The sequence below is a fragment of the Klebsiella sp. YJ genome, assembly GCF_002108615.1.
GTDB lineage: Bacteria > Pseudomonadota > Gammaproteobacteria > Enterobacterales > Enterobacteriaceae > Klebsiella > Klebsiella planticola.
Genome location: NZ_MTEG01000006.1, coordinates 83054 through 95646, shown reverse-complemented (window position 1 = coordinate 95646; position 12593 = coordinate 83054). Strand labels below are relative to the sequence as shown.

At 52.8% G+C, this 12593-nt stretch carries 9 protein-coding genes and 1 tRNA gene; 2 read left to right on the top strand and 8 right to left on the bottom strand.

What is annotated here, in order from left to right; translation table 11 throughout:
- Window positions 1-5: 5 nt before the first annotated feature.
- From pnp to BV390_RS07800, 8 genes are all read right to left on the bottom strand, one after another.
- Window positions 6-2141, bottom strand: a complete 2136-nt coding sequence (pnp, locus tag BV390_RS07835; RefSeq protein ID WP_004868062.1) for a polyribonucleotide nucleotidyltransferase — start codon at window positions 2139-2141, stop codon at window positions 6-8.
- A gap of 242 nt (window positions 2142-2383) precedes the next feature.
- The gene (gene rpsO / locus BV390_RS07830; protein WP_004868066.1) at window positions 2384-2653 is read right to left on the bottom strand and encodes a 30S ribosomal protein S15; all 270 of its coding nucleotides are present in this window, start codon (window positions 2651-2653) and stop codon (window positions 2384-2386) included.
- A gap of 147 nt (window positions 2654-2800) precedes the next feature.
- Complete coding sequence (gene truB / locus BV390_RS07825; RefSeq protein WP_032690585.1) at window positions 2801-3745, bottom strand: tRNA pseudouridine(55) synthase TruB; 945 nt, start codon at window positions 3743-3745, stop codon at window positions 2801-2803.
- The gene (gene rbfA, locus BV390_RS07820) at window positions 3745-4146 is read right to left on the bottom strand and encodes a 30S ribosome-binding factor RbfA (protein WP_004106092.1); all 402 of its coding nucleotides are present in this window, start codon (window positions 4144-4146) and stop codon (window positions 3745-3747) included. The genes truB and rbfA overlap by 1 nt, the downstream gene beginning before the upstream one ends.
- Window positions 4147-4364: 218 nt before the next feature.
- A complete protein-coding gene (gene infB / locus BV390_RS07815) occupies window positions 4365-7049 on the bottom strand; it encodes a translation initiation factor IF-2 (RefSeq protein ID WP_004868071.1) in 2685 nt (894 codons plus the stop codon).
- A gap of 24 nt (window positions 7050-7073) precedes the next feature.
- Window positions 7074-8561: a transcription termination factor NusA gene (nusA, locus tag BV390_RS07810; RefSeq protein WP_032690584.1), complete on the bottom strand. Its 1488-nt coding sequence runs from the start codon at window positions 8559-8561 to the stop codon at window positions 7074-7076.
- Between the two features lie 27 nt (window positions 8562-8588).
- On the bottom strand, window positions 8589-9041 hold the full coding sequence (rimP, locus tag BV390_RS07805; RefSeq protein ID WP_004868075.1) for a ribosome maturation factor RimP: 453 nt from the start codon (window positions 9039-9041) through the stop codon (window positions 8589-8591).
- A 206-nt stretch (window positions 9042-9247) separates the two neighbouring features.
- Window positions 9248-9324 (bottom strand) — tRNA-Met (locus BV390_RS07800).
- Window positions 9325-9778: 454 nt separating this feature from the next.
- Between BV390_RS07800 and argG the strand changes: the two genes are divergently transcribed.
- Window positions 9779-11122: an argininosuccinate synthase gene (gene argG, locus BV390_RS07795; protein WP_047663528.1), complete on the top strand. Its 1344-nt coding sequence runs from the start codon at window positions 9779-9781 to the stop codon at window positions 11120-11122.
- Between the two features lie 167 nt (window positions 11123-11289).
- Window positions 11290-11919: a winged helix-turn-helix transcriptional regulator gene (locus BV390_RS07790; RefSeq protein ID WP_032690581.1), complete on the top strand. Its 630-nt coding sequence runs from the start codon at window positions 11290-11292 to the stop codon at window positions 11917-11919.
- Window positions 11920-12593 lie beyond the last annotated feature (674 nt).

Genomic DNA, 12593 nt, shown 5'->3' with positions numbered 1-12593 from the left:
CAACCTTACTCGCCTTGCTCAGCAACCGGAGCTTCCGGTGCAGCGGCAGGCTGTGTCTGTTCAGCTGCTTCTTTAATGCTCAGACGAACGCGGCCCTGACGGTCAACTTCCAGAACTTTAACCGGCACTTCCTGACCCATCTGCAGGTAATCGGTCACTTTCTCTACGCGCTTGTCAGCGATCTGAGAAATGTGGACCAGACCTTCTTTACCGCCGCCGATGGCAACAAATGCGCCAAAGTCAACGATACGGGTCACTTTACCATTGTAAACACGGCCAACTTCGATCTCAGCGGTGATCTCTTCGATACGACGGATAGCGTGTTGCGCTTTGTCGCCATCGGTTGCTGCGATCTTCACGGTACCGTCATCTTCGATTTCGATGGTAGTACCGGTCTCTTCAGTCAGCGCACGAATCACAGAGCCGCCTTTACCGATCACGTCTTTGATCTTGTCCGGGCTGATCTTGATGGTGTGGATACGCGGTGCGAATTCGGAGATATCGCCGCGCGGCGCGTTAATCGCCTGCTCCATTACGCCCAGGATGTGCAGACGAGCACCTTTCGCCTGGTTCAGTGCAACCTGCATGATCTCTTTGGTGATGCCTTCAATTTTGATATCCATCTGCAGCGCAGAGATACCGTCGCGGGAACCCGCCACTTTGAAGTCCATATCACCCAGGTGGTCTTCGTCACCCAGAATGTCAGACAGAACAACGTAGTTGTCGCCTTCTTTCACCAGACCCATTGCGATACCCGCAACGGCAGCTTTCACCGGCACACCAGCATCCATCAGCGCCAGAGAAGCACCGCACACGGAAGCCATGGAGGAAGAACCGTTAGATTCGGTGATTTCAGATACCACGCGAACGGTGTACGGGAATTCTTCCGTGGTCGGCATAACGGCCAGTACGCCGCGCTTAGCCAGACGACCGTGACCGATTTCACGACGCTTCGGTGAACCCACCATGCCAGTCTCGCCGACAGAGTACGGAGGGAAGTTGTAGTGGAACAGGAAGGAGTCAGTACGCTCGCCCATCAGTTCGTCAATGTTCTGCGCATCACGTGCGGTACCCAGAGTGGCAGTCACCAGCGCCTGAGTTTCGCCACGGGTGAACAGTGCGGAACCGTGAGTACGCGGCAGTACGCCAGTACGAACATCCAGACCACGAATCATATCTTTTTCACGGCCATCGATACGCGGCTCGCCTGCCAGTACGCGGCTACGCACGGCATTTTTCTCGATAGCGTGCAGGATTTCACCCAGTTCGTTAGCGTCCAGGGTTTCGTCTTCAGCAATCAGCGTCGCGATGGTTTCCGCTTTGATCACGTCAATCTGAGCGTAACGCTCTTGTTTATCAGTGATACGGTAAGCATCGCTCAGACGCGCTTCGGCCAGGGCAGCAACGCGCGCATTCAGCGCTTCGTTGACGGCTTCCGGCTGCCAGTCCCAGCGCGGTTTACCCGCTTCTTTAACCAGGTCGTTGATGTTCTGAATAACAATCTGCTGCTGCTCGTGGCCAAAGACCACCGCACCCAGCATCTGGTCTTCGCTCAGCAGTTCAGCTTCAGATTCCACCATCAGGACTGCCGCTTCGGTACCGGCAACAACCAGATCCAGCTTACTTTCTTTCAGCTCATCCTGAGTCGGGTTCAGAACGTACTGGTCATTGATATAACCAACGCGAGCAGAACCGATAGGACCGTTGAACGGAATACCTGACAGGGACAGCGCTGCGGAAGCACCAATCATCGCCACGATATCCGGGTTAACCTGTGGGTTAACGGAAACAACGGTAGCGATAACCTGAACTTCGTTGACGAAGCCTTCCGGGAACAGCGGACGAACCGGGCGGTCAATCAGACGCGCGATCAGGGTTTCGCCTTCGCTTGGACGGCCTTCACGACGGAAGAAACCACCCGGAATTTTACCTGCTGCGTAAGTACGCTCTTGATAGTTAACGGTCAGCGGGAAGAAGTCCTGACCTGGCTTCGCTTTTTTCTGACCAACAACGGTAACGAATACCGCAGTGTCATCCATGCTAACCATGACAGCAGCAGTGGCCTGACGAGCCATCATGCCGGTTTCCAGCGTTACGGTATGTTGGCCGTACTGGAATTTACGAACGATCGGATTTAGCAAAATTCTATCCTTTATATCAATAGGTGACGCGATATCCACGACATAGCGTCAGTTGACCCGATCTCCTGCATCCTCGCGACTAATGACAACCTTTACCCGCCCCTGCGGATCAAGCCTCTCATTAGCCGCGCGAACCTCTGCACGAAGATCATTAATAGCAACAATACATGAGTTTTTAGTGAATTGCTGCCGCCTGGTCGAAAAAAGGGGCCCTGAGGCCCCTTTTTCTGAAACTCGCAGAATTAGCGACGCAGACCCAGACGCTCGATCAGCGAAGAGTAACGTGCAACATCTTTACGTTTCAGGTAGTCGAGCAGTTTACGACGCTGGGAAACCATGCGCAGCAGACCACGACGGCTGTGGTGATCTTTTTTATGCTCGGAGAAGTGACCCTGCAGATGGTTAATCTGTGCAGTCAGCAGTGCAACCTGAACTTCGGTAGAACCGCTGTCGTTTTCGCCACGACCAAACTCAGAAACGATTTTTGCTTTAGCTTCAACGCTTAGAGACATTTTAAAACTCCAGATTTAAAAGAAAGAAAGGGTGCCGATCTCTAATTCAGCGACCCCTGATGCAACGCCCGAAAATGTTAAAACACTTTTGCGGACGTTAAGCGGCGATATTCTACCCGCAGCCGGCTTTTATCGCAAGAACAGCACTCAAGCAGGGTATTCGACAACCAGACGACGCGGCGCCACGCGGCCTTCATCGTCAATCTCACCCATACCGAGAAACTTACCGTCTTCACCTTCAGTGACTCGCACCAGGCCCTGTAGCGGGGCACCTGTTGTACGGACCGGGTTGCCATTCTTAAAGTAAACCGCCGATGTTTCGGGAATATTAACCAGCGGATAATCTGACGCCGGGCTGTCCATAGGCATCAGCAGCGGATCGAGCAGCTGCGCGGCGGGAATATCCTGTGCCGCCGCCTGTTCAACCAGCGCCTGTAGCTGCTCCAGCGTCACCATCCGCTCAACCGGATATTTGCTGACGGCCAGACGGCGCAGATAAATAACGTGGGCGCCACAGCCCAGTTTCTCACCCAGATCGTCGATAATCGTCCGGATATAGGTGCCTTTGGAGCAATGAATTTCCAGCTCCAGCTCATCCCCTTCGTGGCGGATAAACAGCAGCTCATAGACGTTAATCGGCCGGGCTTCACGCGGAACGTCAATCCCCTGACGGGCATATTCGTAGAGCTTTTTCCCCTGGTATTTCAGCGCCGAATACATCGACGGTACCTGTTGGGTTTCGCCGCGGAAACTGTCCAGCGCCGCCGCCAGCTGTTCGTCGCTGAAGGTCAGCGGGCGCTCTTCCACCACCTGGCCATCGGCATCAGAGGTGTCGGTACGCTGTCCGAGCTTCGCAATCACACGATAACGCTTATCGGAATCCAGCAGATACTGGGAAAACTTGGTGGCTTCCCCGAGGCAAATCGGCAGCATGCCGGTTGCCAGCGGATCCAGCGCCCCGGTGTGCCCTGCGCGGTTCGCATTATAGATACGTTTGACTTTCTGCAGTACATCGTTGCTGGACGCGCCCTGAGGTTTATCCAGCAACAGCACGCCATGCACATCGCGACCGCGACGACGAGGACGACTCATCAGTCCTCCTTGCTGTCGTCCGGGTTCACACGACGCTCATCGTCATGCTTCACCACGCTGGTCACCAGGTTAGACATACGCATCCCTTCAACCAACGAGTTGTCGTAGAAGAAGGTCAGTTCCGGCACGATACGCAGCCGCATTGCTTTCCCCAGCAGGGAACGGATAAAGCCGGATGCTTCCTGCAATGCTTTGATGCCGGCTTTCACCGCGGCTTCGTCTTTGTCGTTCAGAAAGGTCACGAAGACTTTGGCATAAGCCAGATCGCGAGACATTTCAACGCCAGAAACGGTGGTCATCATGCCCAGACGCGGGTCTTTAATTTCGCGTTGCAGGATGATAGCAATCTCTTTTTGCATCTCCTGAGCCACGCGCTGCGGGCGACCAAATTCTTTCGCCATAATAAATTCTCCAGATAAAGACAAAAAAGGGGCCATAAGCCCCTTTTTAGAATTATTGCCGGGTGGCGCTATGCTAACCCGGCCTACGCTAGTCAATCGTCTAAGGATTTGGGGGCAACACAGGCGGCAGGCTCATCAATCCCCGGGAGCATAGATAACGATGCGACCGGGGTGAGCGAGCGCAGCCAACTCAGTGGCGGCCCAAAAGTCGACGAAGATTACGCGATGGTACGCTGAATCTCGATGATCTCGAACACTTCGATCATATCGCCAACGCGAACGTCGTTGTAGTTCTTCACGCCGATACCACATTCCATGCCGTTACGGACTTCGTTAACGTCATCTTTGAAGCGGCGCAGGGATTCCAGCTCGCCTTCATAGATAACCACGTTGTCGCGCAGTACGCGGATTGGGTTATGACGTTTAATCGTCCCTTCGGTAACCATACAGCCCGCGATAGCGCCGAATTTCGGCGATTTAAAGACATCACGCACTTCAGCCAGACCGATGATCTGCTGTTTCAGTTCCGGAGAGAGCATACCGCTCATCGCCGCTTTCACTTCGTCGATCAGGTTATAGATGACGGAGTAGTAGCGCAGATCCAGGCTTTCCGCTTCGATAACTTTACGCGCTGATGCATCGGCACGTACGTTGAAGCCTACCAGGATAGCGTTGGATGCCGCAGCCAGGGTCGCGTCGGTTTCGGTGATACCACCTACGCCAGAGCCGATGATCTTCACTTTGACTTCGTCGGTAGACAGTTTCAGTAAAGAGTCGGAGATCGCTTCCACGGAACCCTGAACGTCCGCTTTCAGTACGACGTTCACTTCGTGAACTTCGCCTTCAGTCATGTTAGCGAACATGTTCTCAAGTTTAGATTTCTGCTGACGCGCCAGTTTGACTTCACGGAATTTGCCCTGACGATACAACGCAACTTCACGCGCTTTCTTCTCGTCACGAACCACGGTCACTTCATCACCCGCAGCCGGAACACCGGACAGACCGAGGATTTCCACCGGAATGGACGGACCCGCTTCCAGAACTTCCTGACCCAGTTCGTTACGCATCGCACGAACGCGACCGTATTCGAAGCCGCACAGAACGATGTCGCCCTTGTGCAGAGTACCTTCGCGAACCAGAACGGTTGCCACCGGACCACGACCTTTATCCAGGAAGGATTCGATAACCGCACCGCTGGCCATACCGTTACGTACCGCTTTCAGCTCCAGAACTTCAGCCTGCAGCAGGATAGCATTCAACAGGTCATCAATACCGGTACCCGCTTTCGCAGAAACAGGGATGAACTGAGATTCGCCGCCCCACTCTTCCGGCATAACGCCGTACTGAGACAGTTCGTTTTTAACGCGATCCATATCCGCTTCAGGTTTGTCGATCTTGTTGACCGCAACCACTACCGGCACCTGAGCCGCTTTTGCGTGCTGGATAGCTTCGATAGTCTGTGGCATCACGCCATCGTCGGCAGCGACAACCAGAACAACGATATCCGTTGCCTGCGCACCACGAGCACGCATTGAGGTAAACGCGGCGTGGCCCGGGGTATCCAGGAAGGTGATCATCCCGTTTTCAGTTTCAACGTGGTATGCACCGATGTGCTGGGTAATACCACCCGCTTCGCCGGATGCCACTTTGGTTGAACGAATATAGTCCAGCAGAGAGGTTTTACCGTGGTCAACGTGACCCATGATGGTCACAACCGGTGCACGGGCTTCTGCCGCCGCGCCGGTATCACGGTCGCTCATTACCGCTTCTTCCAGTTCGTTCTCACGACGCAGGATAACTTTGTGGCCCATCTCTTCGGCAACCAGCTGTGCGGTTTCCTGGTCGATGACCTGGTTGATGGTCGCCATCGCGCCCAGCTTCATCATCGCTTTGATGACCTGAGAGCCTTTGACCGCCATCTTGTTAGCCAGCTCGCCAACGGTGATGGTTTCACCGATGATAACGTCACGGTTTACAGCCTGCGCAGGCTTCTGGAAGCCCTGTTGCAGAGAAGAACCTTTACGCTTGCCGCCTTTGCCGCCACGAACGGCTGCACGGGCTTCTTCACGATCGGCTTTGGATTCGGCGTGTTTGTTGCCTTTCTTCGGACGCGCAGCTTTGCTGTTGCGACCGCGGCCACGACCGCCTTCAACTTCGCGATCGTTATCATCTTCAGCCTGACGGGCGTGCTGAGACGTCGTCACGTGATAATCGCTGGTTTCTTCTGGAGCTTCTGGTGTTTCGGTCCAGTTCTTTTCGTTTTCTGCAGCCATACGGCGTGCTTCGTCCGCTACGCGGCGCGCTTCTTCTTCAAGCTTGCGACGTGCTTCTTCTTCCGCTTTACGTTTCAGCTCTGCTGCTTCGTTTTCACGGCGGATCTTTTCAGCCTGGGCGCTTTTTGTCATGTCGTCGGTTTGTTGATTGCTCACTTTGTCTTTTTCCGCAGCTTCACGTTTCGCTTTCTCAGCGACTTCACGTTTAGCTTGTTCTGCGGCCTCACGTTCAGCTTTTAATTGCGCCTCTCGCTTGGCAGCTTCTTCTGCCTCGCGATGGGCTTGCTCTTCCGCTTCACGCTGCGCCTGCTCTTCCGCGGCAAGGCGTTCTGCCTCTTGCGGATCGCGTTTCACAAAGGTGCGCTTCTTGCGGACTTCGATTTGTACCGATTTACTTTTACCACCGGTACCTGGAATATTTAACGTGCTGCGCGTTTTGCGCTGCAGCGTCAGCTTGTCGGGCGCCGAACCGTGTTCACGGTTCAGGTGCGTCAACAAGGTCTGCTTCTCTTGCGCCGTCACAGAATCATCAGCCGATTTGCGAATCCCTGCATCAGCAAATTGCTGTATCAGGCGATCCACAGAGGTCTGAATCTCTGAGGCCAGCGCTTTAATGGTCACATCTGTCATGCTGTTCCTTCCTGCTACAGTTTATTACGCTTCGTCGCCGAACCAACAAATATTACGGGCGGCCATGATGAGCTCTCCGGCTTTTTCGTCGGTCAACCCTTCGATATCAGCCAGATCATCAATGCCCTGCTCGGCGAGATCTTCCAGCGTACAAACACCACGGGCAGCCAGTTTGAAAGCCATCAAACGTTCTAAACCTTCCAGATTTAACAAATCATCGGCAGGTTTAGTATCTCCCAGGCTTTCTTCCTGAGCCAGCGCCAACGTGGTCAGCGCATTTTTCGCACGCTCACGAAGTGCTTCAACGGTGGCTTCATCCAGACCGTCGATTTCCAGCAGTTCTTTCACCGGCACATAGGCCAGTTCTTCCAACGTCGCGAAACCTTCTTCAACCAGCAGCGTGGCGAAATCTTCATCAATATCAAGATATTTCGTGAAGGTATCGATAGCCGCGTGGGCTTCAGCCTGATGCTTCGCCTGCAGGTCGTCAACGGTCATCACGTTGAGTTCCCAGCCGCTCAGCTGTGAGGCCAGACGGACGTTTTGACCGTTACGGCCAATCGCCTGCGCCAGATTGCCCGCTTCAACCGCGATATCCATGGTGTGCTTATCTTCATCCACCACGATAGAGGCGACGTCAGCCGGTGCCATCGCGTTAATCACGAATTGCGCCGGGTTATCATCCCACAGGACGATATCGATACGCTCGCCGCCCAGCTCGGTTGAAACCGCCTGAACGCGTGCGCCACGCATACCTACGCAAGCGCCAACCGGGTCGATACGCTTATCGTTGGTTTTCACCGCAATCTTGGCACGAGAGCCCGGATCGCGAGCGGCGGCTTTGATTTCGAGAACTTCTTCGCCGATTTCCGGTACTTCAATACGGAACAATTCAACCAGCATTTCCGGCTTAGAACGGGTCACGAACAGCTGAGCGCCGCGCGCTTCCGGACGAACCGCATACAGGACACCGCGGATACGGTCACCCGGACGGAAGTTCTCACGCGGCAACATATCTTCACGCAGGATCACGGCTTCAGCATTGCTGCCCAGATCCAGAGTGATGTTGTCGCGGTTTACTTTCTTCACCACGCCGGTGATGATTTCACCTTCGTGCTCGCGGAACTGATCGACAACCATAGCGCGTTCAGCTTCACGCACTTTCTGTACGATAACCTGTTTCGCGGTCTGCGTAGTGATACGGTCGAAGGTGACGGATTCAATCTGGTCCTCAACGTAGTCACCAGGATTCATGCTTTCGTCTTCGTAGCGCGCCGCTTCCAGCGTAATTTCGCGCGTCGGCTGGGTCACTTCTTCAACGACCAGCCAACGACGGAAGGTGTCGAAATCACCGCTTTTACGGTCGATTTCTACGCGAACGTCGATCTCTTGTTCATATTTTTTCTTGGTTGCCGTTGCCAGAGCACTTTCCAGCGCTTCGAAAATCTTTTCGCGCGGCAGCGCCTTTTCGTTGGAAACGGCTTCAACAACAGCCAAAATTTCTTTGTTCATCGGGGCCTTTCACCTCAATCCAGACTGTTAAAAGTGGGGAACCAGGTTCGCCTTCTGGATGTTACTCAGCGCGAACACTTCATCTTTGCCTTCGACGGTTACCGTGATCATTTCACCGTCTACCGCTTTGATAATGCCCTGCCATTTGCGACGGTTCTGTACCGCCATACGCAATACCAGCGCGACTTCCTCACCGGAAAAACGCTCATAGTGTTCGGCGGTAAACATCGGGCGATCGAGACCAGGTGAAGATACTTCCAGGTTGTAAGCTACGGTGATTGGATCTTCGACATCCATGACAGCGCTGACCTGGTGGCTCACATCAGCACAATCATCAACATTGATGCCATCATCACTATCAATATAGATGCGCAGTGTGGATGTGCGACCGCGAATGAATTCGATGCCGACCAGCTCAAAGCCAAGCGCTTCAACCGGCGCCGTGAGCATCTCTGTTAATTTTTGCTCTAATGTGGACAAACCCACCCCCAAGACATAAAAAAAGGGCGTATAGCCCAGTTATTCTGAAGTCAGATAACAAAAAACCCCGATAAATCGGGGTTTTAGATAACTGAACCCTGCGATCGCAACTGCGATCTGGAACACCTTCCAGGAGAATTCTTTCAAATTCGGATACGAAGGACCAGGTCCTCACAGTATATTTGAAAAAGTACTCAATGGGAAAGTGGTTGCGGGGGCCGGATTTGAACCGACGACCTTCGGGTTATGAGCCCGACGAGCTACCAGGCTGCTCCACCCCGCGCCTGAAACGTGGCATATTTTACTCTTATTGAGCAAAAGACGCAAATACTGCTGGGATTTGGTACCGAGGACGGGACATAAAATCGTGGTAAAGTTTATTGATAAACTCTATATTTTGTCAACCTGTATTTCGTCTCTCCCTGTTCTCGTTTGTGCTGCCATCTCGCTATTTTTTAGCAAAAAAGCAATGAAGCACTTCCTGTCATCCGCAAAAGATGATTAAATGAAAACTCACAATTAATGCATAAACATGCAATAAGAACTTGTTCCATTTGACGCCATTGCTACCGTATATTTGGGTACGGAAAGCGCGTAGTCGCCAGAGCAGCGTCAAAGCTCGTGAAGATTATGCACTTTGTCCGCAGAAAAAACGGCAGGCAGAATAGTCAAATGGGACAGGTTCTACGACTTGATAAACCGAACTCACAACAGTCTATCTAGCAGGGTTTTATTTTATGACGACGATTCTTAAGCATCTCCCGGTTGGTCAACGTATTGGTATCGCTTTCTCTGGTGGTCTGGATACCAGCGCCGCACTGCTGTGGATGCGCAAAAAAGGCGCAGTTCCTTATGCCTATACTGCAAACCTGGGCCAGCCTGACGAAGAAGATTACGATGCAATCCCTCGTCGCGCCAAAGAGTACGGTGCAGAAGGCGCTCGTCTGATCGACTGCCGTAAACAGCTGGTCGCAGAAGGTATCGCCGCGATTCAGTGCGGTGCTTTCCACAATACTACTGGCGGTCTGACCTACTTTAACACCACCCCGCTGGGCCGCGCGGTGACCGGCACCATGCTGGTTGCAGCGATGAAAGAAGATGGCGTAAACATCTGGGGCGACGGCAGCACTTACAAAGGCAACGATATCGAGCGTTTCTACCGCTATGGTCTGCTGACCAATGCCGAGCTGAAAATTTACAAACCGTGGCTGGATAGCGACTTTATCGATGAGCTGGGCGGCCGTCAGGAAATGTCCGAATTCATGATTTCCTGCGGCTTTGACTACAAAATGTCCGTTGAAAAAGCCTACTCCACCGACTCCAATATGCTGGGCGCAACGCACGAAGCGAAAGATCTGGAATTCCTCAACTCCAGCATGAAAATCGTTAACCCGATCATGGGCGTCAAGTTCTGGGACGAAAGCGTCAAAATCCCGGCCGAGGAAGTGACTATCCGTTTTGAGCAGGGTCATCCGGTGGCGTTGAACGGTAATACCTTCAGCGATGACGTCGAGCTGATGCTGGAAGCGAACCGCATCGGCGGCCGTCATGGTCTGGGCATGAGCGATCAGATCGAGAACCGTATCATCGAAGCGAAGAGCCGCGGTATTTATGAAGCCCCGGGGATGGCGCTGCTGCATATTGCTTATGAGCGTCTGCTGACCGGTATTCACAACGAAGATACCATCGAGCAGTACCATGCCCATGGTCGCCAGCTGGGCCGCCTGCTGTATCAGGGCCGTTGGTTTGATTCCCAGGCTCTGATGCTGCGCGATGCGCTGCAGCGTTGGGTGGCCAGCGCCATTACCGGCGAGGTGACGCTGGAGCTCCGTCGCGGCAACGACTACTCCATCCTGAACACCGTCTCCGATAATCTGACCTACAAAGCCGAACGTCTGACGATGGAAAAAGGCGACTCCATGTTCTCGGCGGAGGACCGTATTGGTCAACTGACCATGCGTAATCTGGATATTACCGATACCCGTGACAAGCTGTTTGGTTACGCGCAATCGGGCCTGCTGAGCGCCTCTTCGGCTACCGGCCTGCCGCAGGTAGAAAACCTGGAAAACAGAGAAAAATAATCTGTTTTCAACTACGCTTTCAGCCGACGTTAATCCGTCGGCTTTTTTTTGGTCAACACTCAACGCCAGAAAAATCTTAGCCTGTTAATTTTTACCTGTCGCAATTTCTTATAATTACTGTCTATAATCACCCGAATACATTTATCCTTGACCCCGTGAGGATCGCGATGAATATTAATCCCCCGGTCAGGCCAAACCAGGCGATCAACCGCCTTCTGGAAACGCTCGAACCGTATGCTACACCAATGAATGTCGTTGCCAGAAAAAGGCTGACGCCGAACTATAAAGGTAAAGCGCAGCTCTATCTTTTAAAAAAAGGTGAGCTGTCCATCATTCGTTCATCTGATAAATTATTGATCGTTACCGTCTATGAACCTCATCTGTTTGGCGTCGCCGAGATACTTCAGCCAAGCCATAGCCACGCTCTGCGTGCTGAGGTCGCCTCCGAGGTTCTGCGTATCGACAGCGAGCATGCCATCAAACTGTTCCGCGAGCATAACCTGTGGGAAGAAGTGACCCGCCTGCTGGCATACCATACTTCCTATCTGGTGTACCGGGACGATCTGGTGTTGCAGCAACGTACCTACTCGGTGATTCGCAATCATCTGCTGGAGATGCTGCTGTTGCCGCAAGAGACGCGCCTGCGGGTCTCCATCCTCGAATATATTCAGGACCGCACCCATCTTTCACGCAGCAGTATTCTCAATGTGCTGTCGGCGTTAAAAAAAGGGGGATATATTGAGTTCGCCCGCGGTGGTTATTTACAAAGCGTAAGCTCACTTCCTGAAAAATTCTAATCATCCATCGTACTATTTATCGCTTATCTATTGTTGTCGGCGCCGGGTCGACTGAAGAATTTAAATTTAAACAAACAAATGATAACGACAAGCGATAAATAATTTTATTCTGGGCTCCTGTATTTATCACACTGATTGTGTGTTGAAAACTGAACAACAAGCTCAGGAATGAAGATGGTTCTCCTTATGCCGTTCACCGTCAATGCCTGCTTCGTGCGCAGGTTAGTCTCCTTGCGTCCCGGTGCACGGTACGACAATACCTGTTTCTGCAGCTGGCACTATGACTCTCTTCTTTGACCGCAATTAATCAGCCTGGTGGCCGATGCGTTGGGAAAAGATGTCTGATGTGAGGATTAACCCTCATCTGGCTGCTGCAGGCGTTTATGCTCCTTCAGGCACGAGGATGGGGAGCAATCAGGTGTTTCAGCTGTCCCTGAAACGCCTGATGGATGGGCCGTCCGTCAGCAGAGGGGGCGCTATCCGTATGTCACACCAGACTGGGCTGGTCGTGCGATGTTTTAGCACGCCAGCAACGCTGGCAATAATCAGCAAAGCGTAAGTGTCGATACCTCTACCGCAATCGTGGCAATGGTTTCGCGCTTCAGTAAATAACGATTAAACCCAAAAACCCGTTAAATTTTTGCCCGAACGCCCGTATCGGGCATTTTTTTACC